Origin of the sequence: Thalassospira tepidiphila MCCC 1A03514 (assembly GCF_001662875.1) — a bacterium.
Classification (GTDB): domain Bacteria; phylum Pseudomonadota; class Alphaproteobacteria; order Rhodospirillales; family Thalassospiraceae; genus Thalassospira; species Thalassospira tepidiphila.
In genome coordinates this window covers 30,328-44,746 of sequence record NZ_JPVZ01000013.1, presented here as the reverse complement: position 1 = coordinate 44,746, position 14,419 = coordinate 30,328, and the positions used below count along the sequence as shown (strand labels likewise).

Sequence of the window (14,419 nt, the reverse complement as noted above, 5' to 3'; positions counted from 1 at the left end):
AGTCCCCACTTAGCCGCCCAGGAAGGAGCGGCGAACTTCTTCGTTGGCGAGAAGGGCTTCGCCCGTATCGGTGAACCGGTTGCGTCCCTGCACCAGGACAAACCCGTGATCGGCGATCTCAAGCGCCTGACGGGCATTTTGTTCAACCATCAGAATGGCGACGCCGGTTCTGGCGACTTCCACGATCTTGTCGAACAATTCATCCATCACGATGGGCGAAACACCCGCGGTCGGCTCATCGAGCATAAGCAGCTTTGGCTGGGTCATAAGTGCCCGGCCAACCGCCACTTGCTGGCGTTGACCACCGGAAAGCTCGCCTGCGGGCTGATTGCGTTTTTCGCCAAGGATCGGGAACAGATCGAAAATCTGTTGTTTGGTTTCCTCGATCTTGTCGTCCTTGCGGATGAAGGCCCCCATATCGAGGTTTTCCTCGACCGTCATCGAAACGAAGACGTTGCGGTTCTGGGGCACAAAGCCCATGCCCTCGGGCACGCGTTCCTGCGGGGCGAGGTTGGTAATATCCTTGCCATCCAGAACCACCGACCCTTCACGCAGGTTCAGCATGCCGAACACTGCCTTCATCGCGGTTGATTTACCGGCACCATTGGGGCCGACAACAACGGCGATCTCGCCCTTTTCAACGGTAATCGTGCAGTCATGAAGGATATCACTGCCGCCATAGCCGCCGGTCATGCCGGTTGCGCTTAAGAAACTCATGACGGCACCTTCCGTTCATGCTTGCGACCTGTGCCGAGATAGGCCTCGATGACCTCCTCGTTATTCTTGACCTCTTCGATCGTACCCTGGGTCAGGACCTTGCCCTCGGCCATGACGATCACGGGATCACACAGGCTGGCAATGAAATCCATGTCATGTTCGATCAGGCAGAAGGTATAGTCGCGCTCTTCATTGAGGCGCTTTATCGAGGTCGCAATGGTATTAAGCAGCGTACGGTTCACGCCGGCACCAACTTCATCAAGAAAGACGATCTTGGGTTCGACCATCATGGTGCGGCCCAGTTCCAGCAGTTTTTTCTGCCCGCCGGAAAGATTGCCCGCCAACTCATGCTTGATATGGTCAATCTCAAGGAAATCGATCACCTCAAGCGCGCGCTCGTAGTTTTGGGCTTCGATTTCTTTGACGCGGGAATAGTTAAACCAGCTATGGCGCAATTGTTCGCCCGGCTGGTTGCCCGGAACCACCATCAGATTGTCCAGCACACTCAGTGTCGAGAATTCGTGCGCAATCTGGAAGGTTCGCAAAAGGCCCTTGTGGAAAAGTTCGTGCGGTTCAAGGTGGGTTACGTCTTCGTCATCAAGGAATATTTTCCCCGAAGACGGCGGAAAGACGCCCGCAATAATATTGAACAATGTTGTTTTACCGGCACCATTCGGCCCGATCAGGCCGGTGATGGAGCCTTTTTCAATGGATAGCGATACGCCATCGACTGCCTGAATGCCGCCGAAATTCTTGGCGATGTTTTCGACCCGTATCATTGGGAGTTTTTGACCCTTGTCATGCGTTCTGTACCGGGGAGATCAACCAAATATTGCAGTGACAGCCCGGTAATAGAGGAACTGCCAGAAACCGAAGTCTCTGACAGTTCCAGCGTCGTTAGCGATCAAAGGATGATCGGCTTAGTGGTACATCTCCGTTTCCCACTTGCCGCCCTTGATTTCCGTTTCACGGAAGCTACCAGCGGACTCGCCCGGCTCGATCAGTTCGAGCGCGGTACCACCGACATAGTCGATGTCACCACCATCGGCGAGGATCTGAAGCGCCTTGGCCAGTTCACCCGGATAGATTTTCTCACCCGGTGCATTGGCAACTTTCAGGATATGGTCTTTGTAGACAGCACTATCCGTCGAACCAGCCGACTGCATGGCCAGCAGAAGCAGGGCAGATGCATCATATGCTTCGGGGACATAAGGGTCATCACCCTTGAAGCCCTTGCCTGATGCCAGTTCGGCCAGCATGGACGCGCCCGGGCTGTCAGTACCCGGGTTGGTGCCGATCGAGCCATCAAGCATATCACCGAAGTTATCGGTCAGCGCTTCACCAACCATGCCGTCCGGCAGGACGAACTTGTCGAACGCACCGGTATCAAGCGATGCCTGGATGATGCCTTTGCCGCCTTGGTCAAGGTAACCGGCAACAATCAGAACTTCACCACCGGCAGATGCCAGTGTGCCGATTTCAGCAGAATAGTCGGCCTTGCCATCTTCATGGGCTGCAACGGCGGTGATTTTGCCGCCTTTTGCTTCGTATGCCGCCTGAATGGCGTCAGCAAGACCCTTGCCATAGTCGTTGTTGGTATAGGTCAGCGCAGCCGATTTGATGCCGCGACGATCAAGGATTTCAGCAATGATCTGGCCCTGACGTGCGTCCGACGGTGCGGTACGGAAGAAGTAACCGTCATCTTCGATTTCGCTCAGCGCCGGCGAGGTTGCCGACGGCGAAATCATCACGATGCCGTTTGCGCGGACAACGTTGTTCAGGATGGCCGTGGTCGCGCCAGAGCAGGTCGCACCGTTAATGCCGTGAACGCCATCAGACGTCACAAGACGATCAGCCGCCGCGGTGGCTGCTGCTGCGTCGATACAGGTACTGTCACCGCGTACCGAAACAACTTCACGCCCGCCAAGCAGCAGGCCGCTGTCGGAAACTTCCTTAATGGCCAATTCGCCGCCAAGTGCCATCGGCTTGACGAGTGATTCCGTCGGGCCGGTGAAGCCTTGCAGCATGCCGATCTTTACCTGTTCCTGTGCAGATGCGCCTGCGACGACAGCCGTCGAAAGGGCTGCCGAGAAGAGGAGGGTAGAGAGTTTTCCCATAGTGTAGCCTTCCCTGTTTTATTGGGCCTTTATATTCGTGGGGCAGTATACAGAAAACACAACGCGTTTCCAGTTTCTTAACTTTAAGTTACAAAATCGCTCTTGCATATGGGGCGGGTGGCGGCAGGTTTTGCGACCATATGGGCGAACACAGGTGTGGCTGAGTTCACACCTGTGATTGCGTGAGTTTCGTGATGTCACGGCGGGCAATGACTGCCCTATATGGGGCACAACAGGGGGCTTTGATGCCTAGGTGATCAGGCAAACACCCGCATGCCGCGTTCGGAAATCTTGCGGAACCCGGCAATTACATGTTCGGCCAATGCCTCCTCGACCGCGCCATGACCATCACGCTTGGCCAGGGTCATGCGATATTCGCCGATTTCCGGCAGGCCGTGCGACGGGCCAAGATGCACAAGATCATCTGAAATGACACTGATCGGAAGCGGCGCAATCGCCAGATCGGCGCGCACGGCGGCAATCTGTGCCTGGCAAAACTCGCTAGTATAGGCGATGCGGTAATTTACCCCGGCATCATCAAGCGCCTTCAGTGCCATGGTCCGCCAGTAACAACCGGGTTCGGCCATCGATACCGGCAGGGGGCGTTTGTCAATCGCACTGCCATGACGCGCCCCCAGCCAGACCAGCGGTTCAGCATGGATGGGCGGTTGGCGATCAAGCTCCGCATCAAAACTGAAGACTGCGATATCCAGATCGCCTTTATGGATGGCCTGACGCAGGGTGCGGGTCGGACCCAGATTGACGTCGATATCAACATGCGGATGGGTTTGCGCAAACCGTTTGAGGATTTCGGGAATGGCAACGATGCCGGTGTCATTGGGCACACCCAGCCGCACGGTGCCGGCAAATTCCGGGGCATGGAAATGCGACATCGCCTCGTCATTAAGTTTAAGCAAACGCCGTGCATAACCCAGCAAAACCTCGCCATCCTCGGTCATGGTGACCTTGCGGGTTTCGCGTTTGAACAATTCCCGCCCGACCATGGTTTCAAGCTTTTTGACCTGAAGGCTGATCGCCGACGCACTGCGATGAACCTTTTCGGCTGCGCGTGAAAAATTGCCAGTCTCGCAGATCGCGACAAACGTCCGGGCAAGATCGAGATCAAGATTGTGAACAACGCTTGTCGGAGAATTCATGATCGGCCTCTTGGTAAAAGGAACGCGATGGGTGCGTTTCGCAGTAATAGCGCGAAACTTATGTTGTGAGATTTTCTAATAGATGAGATTAGATCTTCTCGTTTGATTAATCAATGAGGAATCCTCAATCTTGGATAAACACAGATTGGAGATTCTCATCATGAAAGCGATCACATCTTTCGAACATGCCCCGCTGGGCCTTGTCGGTCACCTGCGTGCCGCCATTGAAGCCTGGCAAAATGAACGCGCGATCCAGAAGGCCATCGTCGCCAAATCTTCGCGTGCTGTCCCCACCGCACCCAACAAATCTCATTTAAGTGCGGCGGAACTGCATGAAAGCCGACGCAATCATGGCACCTACATCACCGAACCGGGGGATGTCCTGTCGGGACTGGTTTTGAATTGGCCATCCCCGTCGCGCAAGGATCACTGATCTTGGAAAACCCATTATTCAGACCATTGGAGCTGCCAAGTGGTGTCATCCTCAAGAACCGGATTGCGAAATCGGCAATGTCGGACTCGCTTGGCGATGGCACCGGCCACCCGACCAAAGCCCAGAACCGGCTTTACCGCCGCTGGGCCGAGGGTGGGGTGGGGGTGTCGATCATCGGTGAAGTACAGGCGCAACCGGGATATGCCGAGAAGCCCGGTAATCTTGTGCTCGATGACAATGCCGACCTTAATCGGTTCCGTGCGCTTGCCCGGCAGGGTGCGGCAAAGGGCAGTAACCTTTGGCTACAACTGGGGCATGCCGGGGCACTTGCCTTTGCCCCGACCAGCACGCCAAAGGGGCCGAGTGCGCTTGATCTTCCGGGGCTGAAATGTGCTGCACTGACCGATGATGAAATCCGTAAAATCCCGGCCCGGTTTGCAAGAACCGCCAAGCTTGCTGAGCAGGCCGGGTTTGGCGGGGTGCAAATTCACGCGGCCCATGGCTTCTTGCTTAACCAGTTCCTTTCACCGCTGTTTAACAGGCGACGCGACGACTATGGCGGGTCGATTGCCAATCGCATGCGGTTGCTTCTTGAAACCATTGGTGCCGTGCGCGCAGCCGTCGGGCACGGTTTCGTCGTGGCGGTCAAACTGAATGCCACCGATCAGTTGGAAGGTGGCCTAAGCGAAGATGATGCACTGGCCGTCGTTACCGCGCTTGATCAAACCAAAATCGATCTGATCGATATCAGTGGCGTTACTTATTTTCCGGGGGCAAAGGCGGCCTCTGACGGTGCTGGCGGCGGGCCTTATTTCATGAATTTTGCCAAGCGGGCCCGCAAGGTTACCACCAAGCCCCTGATGTTGACCGGTGGCTTCAAGACCCGTGCACAGGCAGAGCAGGCGCTGAATAGCGGCGTCATTGATATCGTCGGACTGGCGCGTGCCTTGGTAATTGAGCCCGCACTGCCACATATCTGGCAACGCGATGATTACCATGATCCGGTCTTTCCCCGTTTTGATCATGCGCCGGCTGGCGGCATTACGGCATGGTACACCATGCGACTGACGGCGCTGGCAGGGCGGATGAAAATGCCGGAATTTGATGATCTGGATCAGGTCCTTGCCGCCTACGAAGCGCGGGATGCGGACCGGGCGCGGATTTGGTTGCGGCATTTCGACATTTGATCGTTACGCGGAAGGGCGGCGTTTTCACATTCTTGCGCAAAACAGGTCAGGGTTGCATGCGCATTGCTTTGCAAATCCAAAACACAATGCGATGATGTGGTCTTCATGTCAGGAACAGAAAATGGCAGAGACCGCATCAGCCTTTCAGCCCAACGGGCGCTATCAGAAGTTTGAAGTCTTCAATCAATTGATTGGGGATGCGAACCTGTTGCGCGCGGGTGATTTCGGCGAAAGCATCTCGGCGGCCCACTGGCGGCGCAAGGCAGATGTCCTGACCCGCTATACCGATCCTGATCACCACACCATCAGCCTCTATGTCAATGGCGGTACGGGCATTCAGCGCAAGATCGGCGCAGACCCGATGAGTGGCGGTGGCCCCGGTCGGTGTTGTTTGATGCCGGCCTATCTGACATCGGACTGGCTGGTGCATGGCGAGGTGGAGCTGTTTCACGTTTATATTCCGCATGCCGCCTGGGAACGCGCCGTGGTCGAGGCCTTTGACATTGAACCCAATGCGGTCGAAGTCCCGGAAAAGACGTTTTTCCTTGATCCGCTGATCGAACAGACTGTGCGGCAAGCAATGCTGCCGCTTGATTGGGATGTGCCCGCCGATCGGATGGCGATGTCGAATGCCGGACAGCTTTTGATGGGCCATATGCTGCGCAGTTACTCAACGCGCCGTGATCTTGGTTTCAAGGTCCGCGGCGGGTTGTCGCCGGTGATCAAACGTCGGGTATTTGATTTTGTCGATGCCAACCTTGACCAGCCGCTAACCATTGAAGAACTGGCAGAGGTTGCTGATTTGTCGGCCTATCACTTTGCCCGCATGTTCCGCAAAACCGTGGGTGAAGCGCCACATCAATTCGTTCTGCGCCGCCGGATCGAACGCGCAATGCATATGCTGCGTGATGGCAGCGCGCCGGTTGCCGAAATCGCACTTGAGACCGGCTTTTCCAGTCAGGCCCATCTGACCACGCGGTTTAGCCGCTTTACCGGGCTGACACCTGCGAAATATCGCAGCATTTCCCAATAAAATAACATCCCCCGTCTTTCTATTGGCCGTCTGATCAAACCATCTGATCAGGCGGCTTTTTGCTGTCGCGTCCTCTGAACGCGCCCGCTGAGCAGGGTGTCTAATTGGCGTGCATTCAGGCGCGTTTGTCTGCGGCCATCATTGTCCGATCACTGACAAGTTGCCCGATGGCAAGGGGGTGATTTTCAATCAAGTTATTGAAAATAAACAAAGTTACAGGCTTGAGAAATTCGTTGACAAGATAGAGGCGAGATACCTAGAATTTCAAAGCAACTAAAATATCAATTTTGGTAAAAGCCAATCCATCGGGAGGATGTCTCTAATGAAACTCACTATGAAATCACTCGGACTGTGTGCAGTCGTCGCAGGCGCACTGGCCGCCGTCATGCCGGCAAACGCGGCAACAACCCTTCGGATCGGGACCGTTCTGGCCCCGAATGATCCGATGGGACAGGGACTTGAAAAGTTTAAAACGGATGTGGAAAAGGCAACCAACGGCGATGTGGAGATCGAGATTTTCCACAACTCGCAGCTTGGTGACACCACTGAAATGATCGATCAGGCCCGTGCGGGCGCTGCTGTCGGCACCGTGACCGATGTCGCCCGCTTGTCGAGCTTCGTGCCGTCGCTTGCGATCATGTCGGCACCGTTCCTGTTTGATACCTATGAACAGGCCGACAAATTCGCCCTTTCGGATGAATACATTTCCTGGGGTGAAGAACTGCGCGAAAAATCCGGCCTCGTGATGATTGCCTCGAACTGGTATCAGGGCGCGCGCCATGCCCTGACGCAAAAGCCGATTTCAAGCCCGGCCGACCTTTCGGGTGTTCGTATGCGTACCATCGGTGCACCGGTCTGGATTGAAACCATCCGTGCGATGGGTGCAGAACCGACCCCGATTGCCTGGGGCGAAGTCTACAGTGCCCTTCAGCTTGGCACGATTGACGCCGCCGAAGCACAGCCGACCGCGATCTGGAACGCCAAGCTTTATGAAGTGATCAAGAACGTCACCAAAACCGGCCATATCCAGCTTGTCACCGCCCTGGTTGTCGGTGCCGAAGCCTGGGACGAAATTTCACCGGAAAACCAGAAAATCGTTCGTGACCTGGCCGTGGAAAATGGTCGCTATGCCTCGGCCCTGACCATTGAACTCGGCGAAAAGGCGCTTGAAGACGTTGCTGCAAGTGGCGTTGAGGTCAGCGAAGTTGATCTGGCACCGTTCAAGGAAGCCGTCAAACCGGTTTACCAGATGCTCGAGCTTGAAGCAGAAGCCGCTGTTGTTAACAAGGTTCTTGGTCGCTAAGACCACAAGTCTTCTGGTAGCCTAGCGAAAGTGCGTTGCTTTTACACCGGGCAACGCACTTCAAACTTCACAATGGAAATTGAATTGATGCTCAAGCGGATTGAGTTTGCCTGTGGCGGCATATTGCTTGTCGCTGTGGTCATTCTTGTGGCGGTGGCCTCTGTGGCGCGCGCCATGGGATCGCCGATCATCTGGTCAGTCGAGATGGCGCAACTGATCTTTGCCTGGCTTTGCATGTTGGCTGCCGACATTGCCATGCAGGAAGACCGGCATTTCGGTCTTCAGATATTGCGTGAAATCCTGTCCAAACGGGCAAGCGCATGGGTGGAAATCATCAATATTCTGGTGATTATCGGATTTCTTGCGTTCCTTTTGAACTATGCGTGGACAAACATGATTTTGATGCACCCGCGCCTGGTCGGGGCCGCGCAGATTAATGCTTCTTATATTCATGCTTCGATGGTTGTCGGCATTCTGTTGATGATCCGAACCATGGTTGCCCAACTTATTCGACGCATTCGCAACAGGGAGATCAACTGATGCTGTTGTTGATTGCAGGTTTATTCACAGTCTTCCTCGTCTGCGGGATGCCGGTTGCCTTTGCACTTGGCCTTGCCTCCATTCCGGTCTTTGTCATGACGGGTGCGATGCCGCCGACGGTTGTGATCCAGAAAATGGTCACTGCAACACAAAGCTTCCCGCTTCTGGCCGTGCCGTTCTTTATTCTGGCAGGCAATTTGATGAACGTGACGGGGATCACCCATCGCCTTGTTAAGTTTGCAAGTCTTCTGACCGGCTGGATGGCAGGTGGTCTGGCACAGGTTTCAATTGTGCTGAGTTTCATGATGGGTGGTATTTCGGGATCAGCCGTTGCCGATGCCTCGATGGAGGCCCGCCTCCTTGGGCCCAGCATGATCAAGAAAGGCTATTCCAAGGCGAACACGGCGGCGGTTCTGGCCTTTGGTTCTATCATTACCGCAACCATCCCGCCCAGCATCGGCTTGATCCTGTTTGGCTTTGTCAACGAAGTTTCCATCGGGCGGCTGTTCCTGGCCGGTGTGTTGCCGGGCATTTTCCTGACCATCGTTTTGATGATCACATCCTGGCTTGTTGCGCGCAAAAACGGCTATACGCCGGATCTGCCGGAACTTCCCAAGGCCAAGGAACTGACGGCCAGCTTCTTTGAAAGCATCTGGGCACTGGCCTTTCCGGTTATCCTGATCGTCGGGTTCCGCTTTGGTATCTTTACCGCGACAGAGGCCGGGGCGTTTCTGGTGTTCTATGCGCTGGCCGTCGGGTTGTTTGTCTATCGCGAGCTGAACTTTGCCCGGCTCAAGGAAGCCATCTTTGGCTCGATCTCTGATCTTGGCATGGTGATGTTGCTGATCATCATGGCAGCAGTGCTTGGCTATGCCATGACGATTGAACGCGCGCCGCAACAGATCACCGAATTTGTCACCACATTGACCGAAAACAGAACCGCGATCCTGATCCTTGTTGTCGGGGTGCTGGTGGTCAGTGGCATGTTCCTTGAAGGTGCGGCCAACATCCTTCTGGTCACCCCGATCGTCATGCCGGTTCTGGTCAGTGCCGGTTATGATCCGGTGCATATGGGTATTCTGATTGTCACCCTGATCAACTTTGGCGGTTTGACGCCGCCAGTCGGCGTGATCATGTTTACGGTCTGCGGCATTTTGGGGGTTAAGACCGGGGAATACACACGTGCATCCATTCCGTTCTTTGTTGCCATGGCGCTGTTCTTCGTTCTGCTGGCAGCAATACCCGCTTTGACATTGCTGTTGCCCAATACATTGATGTAATGACAATTTCAGTCCAACAGGGGCATGTAGGCAAATGCCAGGGAGACACAAAAACATGAACACATCGACGGGCGGACTGATTTCGATGCATGACGGATCGGTGAAGACCAGCATGCATGTTCCGGCATCTGCGCTGGTCTATGAAGAAGTCCGTAACCAGATTGTTTCTCTGTCCCTGCTACCGGAAACTACCCTTGTCCGGGCGGAACTGGCTGAAAGCTTTAATGTCAGCCAATCCCCCGTACGAGAAGCCATTTTGCGCCTTGAACAAGATGGGCTGGTGGTGTCCTATCCGCAGTCGCGTACTGTGGTGACCAAGATCGATGTTGCCCGCATCCGCGAGGAACATTTCCTCAGGGTTGCTGCGGAGTGCGAGGTCGTCCGCCAATTGGCCGAGGCGAAGGACTCCCCAGCTGTCGTCAAGGCCAAGGGCATTGTCAAAATGCAGGAAGCACTGGTTGGCGATATCGAACAGATCGACCTGTTCAAACAGCTTGATGAAACCTTCCACGCGGCTTTGTTTAACGGGGTAAACCAGTCAAACCTGCATTTGCAGATCACCGCACGCAGTGGTCATTTGGCGCGTGTGCGAACCCTTGATCTGCCACGTGCGGGCAAAATGGTCTCGGTGCTTGAAGGTCACAAGGCGATTATTGACGCCGTCCAGTCCGGTGATGGCGCGTTGGCGAGCCTGGAGATGCGCAAGCACCTTTCAGGCACCATGGAACGTCTGCCCCAGATCATTGAAGAAAACAAAACACTGTTTTCCTGATCTTTGCTTGGCGGCAGATGTAGCCGTCCGGCAAGCAGGCATTAAATAAACCAAACGGCGCGCTACATGATTGCTGCGCGCCGTTTGCGTTGTATCAGGCGCGTTTGGCAACATCCCAGATACCGGTTTTCGCGGTTTCTTCGACGAAGTTGCGCAGGCTGTTGGGCTGACGGCCGAGAATTTCATATACATCGCTGGTCGGTTGGCTGTTGCGGCCATCAAGAACTTCGGAAAACAGATAGCGGATCAGGCCACGGACTTCGTCGGGCATACCGTCTGCTTCAAGTCCGGCATCCAATTCATCAACGGTGATGGCCACGAAACTGACCGGGTGGTTGGCAACACTGGAAATCATTTTAGTCACATCGGCAAAGGTGACAGCACTCGGCCCGGAAAGCTCATAGGTCTTGCCGATATGGCCTTTATCAAGCAGGCAGGCAACCGCGCATTCGGCAATGTCATTGGCATCAACAAACGGTTCGGGCGTGTCACCCGCAGGCAGGGCGAGGGTACCTTGCTGGATATAAGGCAGGAACAGGTCTTCGTTGAAATTCTGGAAGAACCAGTTGGCACGCAGCACCGTCGCATCCGCCCCGGAATGGCGCATGGCGTCTTCGGCACGGTGGGCGGCTTCTTCACCGCGGCCAGATAACATCACAATGCGTTTTGCGCCATGCATCAGCGCGCGCTTGGCAAAGCTTGCGATAATCTCATCTGATCCTGGAACGGCAAGATCGGGCTGGAACGTCACATAGACCGCATCGCGATCACGCAGGGCATCATCCCATGTCGTTGGATCGGTCCAGTCAAAGGCGGGTGTCGTGCTGCGTGAAACAGCGCGCACATCATGACCAAGGGCAATGAGCTTTTCGGTAACGCGGCGGCCGGTTTTCGCCGTCGCGCCCAGAACAAGAAAGCGGGGATTGGTTGGCATCAAATTGGCTCCTGAATGGGTTTTTCGAAATGTGAGGAATCCTCACATTTGCCAAATGTGATAAATCCTCATATTTTGATCGTCAAGAGCTTTGGCCCATCACAAGCCTGTGAAACCCGGGTCTCGATGCCGGGATATTTCGAGGATAAAGGATCTAACGCGTTGTCTGATAACGTGAAAAAAATGCGCCGCGCACCGACCCAAAAAAGAAGCCGTGAACGGGTCGACACCATCCTGAAAGTCGCCTGCGAGCTGATTTCAGCCCAAGGCAGTGATGCCATCAAGATGGGGGAGGTCGCGGAAAAGGCGGGAATTTCCATCGGCTCGCTCTATCAGTATTTCCCCGATAAGGCATCGATCGTTCATGCGCTTGCTGATCGCTATAATGCCGAATCCCTGCATTGCATCGAAGAGGCACTGGCAGAGATAAACTCGCCAGATGCCTTACTCGCCGCCTTTGATCGGTTGATTGACACCTATTACGAGCTGTTCTTGGCCGAACCGGTGATTTGCGATATCTGGACCGGAACGCAAGCCGACAAGACGCTGCGCGACATGGAAATGGAAGTGAGCCGGACAAATGCAGACCTTCTGGCCAAGGCAATCCTGCGGGTGCGCGACAATGATGGTGATTTCAAAACAATCGCCGCACGGTGTTTGCTGATCATGTATTCCGGCGAAGCCACCATGCGCCTTGCCATTGCCGTTCCCCGCGGTGAGGGCAAAGAGATCGTGGCAAGTTACAAGCGGATGGTCGGCCGTGAACTGGCTGATATGGCCCGGGTTTAGGCGTTTCGGGCGTGGTTAGCCTGCCTTGGCAGCAAACGGTGTTGGGGCAGGGCGGCCAAGAAGGAAGCCCTGCACATAGTCAACATCGTGATCACGCAGGAAATCGAGTTCTTCCTCACGCTCGATGCCTTCGGCGATGACTTCGATATCAAGCTGCTTGGCCAGCGCGATCAGCTTGCTGACAATCGCCTGTTTGAATTTGTCATGATCGACGTGATCCACCAGTTCGCGGTCGATCTTGATGATGTCGGGACGCAGTTCCGGCAACATGTTCAGCGTCGAATAGCCTGATCCAACATCATCAAGCGCAACCCGGAAACCCGAATCACGATAGGACTGAAGGATGGCGCTCAGATGTGCCGTGCTGCGGACCTTTTCGGTTTCAATCACCTCGAACACAACATTGCTGCGATCAAGATTGCACTCCTCGACGACTTCGATGGTCGAACGCAGGCAAGAATCCGGATCATAGATCGAGCTCGGCGTGAAATTGATAAACAGGTTGCCTTTCACGCCAGCCTTGTGGGCATTGCGGACATTGGCCGCACGTGCTGCGCGATCAAGCTGAAACAGCAGGGTCGCGGACTGGGCCGCATCAAAAAGCTGGCCCGGATTGATTACATCGCCGGTCGCACTTTCGCCGCGCACAAGGCATTCATGGGCATAGGGTTTGCCAAGGTCATTGATGTCAAAAATCGGCTGAAATACCGAATTCAACCGGTTGTCGCGCAACAGATCGCCCAGCCATTCTGCGCCGATTGCCGCCCGGATCGCGCCAAGGCTTGTAATCTGGGCGATGTCATCGATTTCGGGGCGCTGAACGCCGGGCATGATCAATGCCTTGGTGTCAGACAGTTCTTCGGGAAGGAGATTGCCTGATATGGCATCAATCAGCGCTCGCAGACCCGGACGGGTGTAATGGATGGATAGGGTTGCGACAGACGGTGTTTTTTCGACCTCTATGCCGATTGATTTCGCACCGGCCAGGATTTTGCCCGTGGTATGGGCAACTGGCGGCCAGAGAAAGAGTGTCCCGTTTGCAGGTGCGATTTCAGGAACCGCATCACATTTTTCACAATAGGTCACCTCAATCTCCCCGTCTGGTCCTTAGTAGCGCCGTTGGCTTTTCCTGATCGGCAATTCTTCTGATTAACATACTGTAACATATGGTGCGCAGTGACAATAAATCCTGCGTCGATCAATACATTTGTACGGCACTTTATCCTGTACGGCGATGTTTGCCGCAGGCGATCAATCAAGACGCTGCGCGAAGGGATTTATCATTGCGAAAAGCGCTGATATTGTTTGCCCGTCAATCTGCGAGACCGAGGATCCGATGCAGTACAGCATGCGGCAATACCGCCCCGAAGCACAAAGCCATAGCCACGGCGATTTCCACCAGATCATCATTTCCGAGCTCGGCAAGCTTGAGATGGAGGTTGAAGGGCGTGGGGGTGAAGTGTGCGGTCGCCAACTGGCCTTTGTCGAGGCGGGCAAAACTCATGCCTACCGTGCCGAGGGACTTAACCGGTTCCTTGTGCTTGATGTCGATGCCGATCTGGCCCATCGCACCGGTCTTGAGGCGCTTTGGCATCGCCATGGAAGTGCTGCGACGTATCTTGAAGTGGGGCTGGGGCATCAGAGGGGGCTGGTCGCGCTGTTGCAGGCAATCGCACCGCTACACGATCAAGAATCCCAAACTGATATGCTCGATTGCCTGAAAGCGCTTTTATTGCGTAGCCGTCAGAGCTGTGGCGGGAATACCTTTGGCATGGCGGCACTGCCATCAAGGCTCCTCCGCACCATGGCATGGGCGGAGGCCCGGTTGGGCGAAGACATCACGATTAGCGACATGGCGACCATTGCCGCCCAATCGGAGAGCAGCCTGTTTAGTGCCTTTCAGAAATATATCGGGACAAGCCCGATGCGCTGGCTGACCGAGCAACGCCTGCAAATGGCCATGGCGCTTTTGCGTGATCCCGAAATTCGCCTTTCGATGTCCGATCTGGCAAATGCGGTCGGATTTGCCGATCAAAGCGCCTTTTCGCGTGCGTTTTCCCGCCGGTTTGGCTGCGCGCCCAGATCGATCCGCCGCGATCCGACGGCCTTTTAGGGCCCATACTTCCCACCAAGTACTTGTCGCGAACTTCCGGAGTT

General features: G+C 55.0%; 15 protein-coding genes. 9 read left to right on the top strand and 6 right to left on the bottom strand.

Annotated elements, in window-relative coordinates:
- Window positions 1-9: 9 nt before the first annotated feature.
- The 4 genes from TH4_RS19285 to TH4_RS19270 all read right to left on the bottom strand — a co-directional run bounded on the left by TH4_RS19285 (window position 10) and on the right by TH4_RS19270 (window position 3,991).
- Entirely contained in the window at window positions 10-717 is a 708-nt protein-coding gene (locus tag TH4_RS19285) for an ABC transporter ATP-binding protein (protein WP_008890664.1), read from the bottom strand.
- Window positions 714-1,496 (bottom strand): ABC transporter ATP-binding protein, encoded by a 783-nt coding sequence (locus TH4_RS19280; RefSeq protein WP_064782405.1) that lies wholly within the window; start codon window positions 1,494-1,496, stop codon window positions 714-716. Before TH4_RS19280 ends, TH4_RS19285 begins: the two co-directional genes overlap by 4 nt.
- Window positions 1,497-1,637: 141 nt before the next feature.
- Window positions 1,638-2,834: an ABC transporter substrate-binding protein gene (locus tag TH4_RS19275; RefSeq protein ID WP_008890666.1), complete on the bottom strand. Its 1,197-nt coding sequence runs from the start codon at window positions 2,832-2,834 to the stop codon at window positions 1,638-1,640.
- Between the two features lie 257 nt (window positions 2,835-3,091).
- Window positions 3,092-3,991, bottom strand: coding sequence for a LysR substrate-binding domain-containing protein (locus TH4_RS19270; protein WP_063088155.1), 900 nt, complete (start codon window positions 3,989-3,991; stop codon window positions 3,092-3,094).
- 160 nt (window positions 3,992-4,151) lie between these two features.
- Here TH4_RS19270 and TH4_RS19265 point away from each other — a divergent pair, with 160 nt between their 5' ends.
- From TH4_RS19265 to TH4_RS19235, 7 genes are all read left to right on the top strand, one after another.
- Window positions 4,152-4,424 carry a hypothetical protein gene (locus TH4_RS19265; protein WP_064782404.1) on the top strand — a complete coding sequence of 91 codons (273 nt, stop codon included), beginning with the start codon at window positions 4,152-4,154 and terminating at the stop codon, window positions 4,422-4,424.
- 2 nt (window positions 4,425-4,426) lie between these two features.
- Window positions 4,427-5,611 carry an NADH:flavin oxidoreductase/NADH oxidase family protein gene (locus tag TH4_RS19260; protein WP_064782403.1) on the top strand — a complete coding sequence of 395 codons (1,185 nt, stop codon included), beginning with the start codon at window positions 4,427-4,429 and terminating at the stop codon, window positions 5,609-5,611.
- Between the two features lie 121 nt (window positions 5,612-5,732).
- Window positions 5,733-6,644, top strand: coding sequence for an AraC family transcriptional regulator (locus TH4_RS19255; protein ID WP_083997202.1), 912 nt, complete (start codon window positions 5,733-5,735; stop codon window positions 6,642-6,644).
- Between the two features lie 322 nt (window positions 6,645-6,966).
- Entirely contained in the window at window positions 6,967-7,947 is a 981-nt protein-coding gene (locus tag TH4_RS19250) for a C4-dicarboxylate TRAP transporter substrate-binding protein (RefSeq protein WP_063088149.1), read from the top strand.
- An 87-nt stretch (window positions 7,948-8,034) separates the two neighbouring features.
- Window positions 8,035-8,487 (top strand): TRAP transporter small permease, encoded by a 453-nt coding sequence (locus tag TH4_RS19245; protein ID WP_120226337.1) that lies wholly within the window; start codon window positions 8,035-8,037, stop codon window positions 8,485-8,487.
- Window positions 8,487-9,767 carry a TRAP transporter large permease gene (locus TH4_RS19240; protein ID WP_008890674.1) on the top strand — a complete coding sequence of 427 codons (1,281 nt, stop codon included), beginning with the start codon at window positions 8,487-8,489 and terminating at the stop codon, window positions 9,765-9,767. The genes TH4_RS19245 and TH4_RS19240 overlap by 1 nt, the downstream gene beginning before the upstream one ends.
- A 55-nt stretch (window positions 9,768-9,822) precedes the next feature.
- Window positions 9,823-10,539: a GntR family transcriptional regulator gene (locus tag TH4_RS19235; RefSeq protein WP_008890675.1), complete on the top strand. Its 717-nt coding sequence runs from the start codon at window positions 9,823-9,825 to the stop codon at window positions 10,537-10,539.
- Between the two features lie 94 nt (window positions 10,540-10,633).
- Here TH4_RS19235 and TH4_RS19230 read toward each other — a convergent pair whose 3' ends face one another.
- Entirely contained in the window at window positions 10,634-11,473 is an 840-nt protein-coding gene (locus TH4_RS19230) for an NAD(P)H-binding protein (protein ID WP_064782400.1), read from the bottom strand.
- Between the two features lie 162 nt (window positions 11,474-11,635).
- Between TH4_RS19230 and TH4_RS19225 the strand changes: the two genes are divergently transcribed.
- A complete protein-coding gene (locus tag TH4_RS19225; RefSeq protein WP_157097814.1) occupies window positions 11,636-12,262 on the top strand; it encodes a TetR/AcrR family transcriptional regulator in 627 nt (208 codons plus the stop codon).
- Between the two features lie 15 nt (window positions 12,263-12,277).
- Here TH4_RS19225 and TH4_RS19220 read toward each other — a convergent pair whose 3' ends face one another.
- Window positions 12,278-13,348 (bottom strand): EAL domain-containing protein, encoded by a 1,071-nt coding sequence (locus TH4_RS19220; protein WP_064782399.1) that lies wholly within the window; start codon window positions 13,346-13,348, stop codon window positions 12,278-12,280.
- Window positions 13,349-13,598: 250 nt separating this feature from the next.
- Between TH4_RS19220 and TH4_RS19215 the strand changes: the two genes are divergently transcribed.
- Complete coding sequence (locus TH4_RS19215; RefSeq protein WP_245228017.1) at window positions 13,599-14,375, top strand: AraC family transcriptional regulator; 777 nt, start codon at window positions 13,599-13,601, stop codon at window positions 14,373-14,375.
- Window positions 14,376-14,419: the final 44 nt, after the last annotated feature.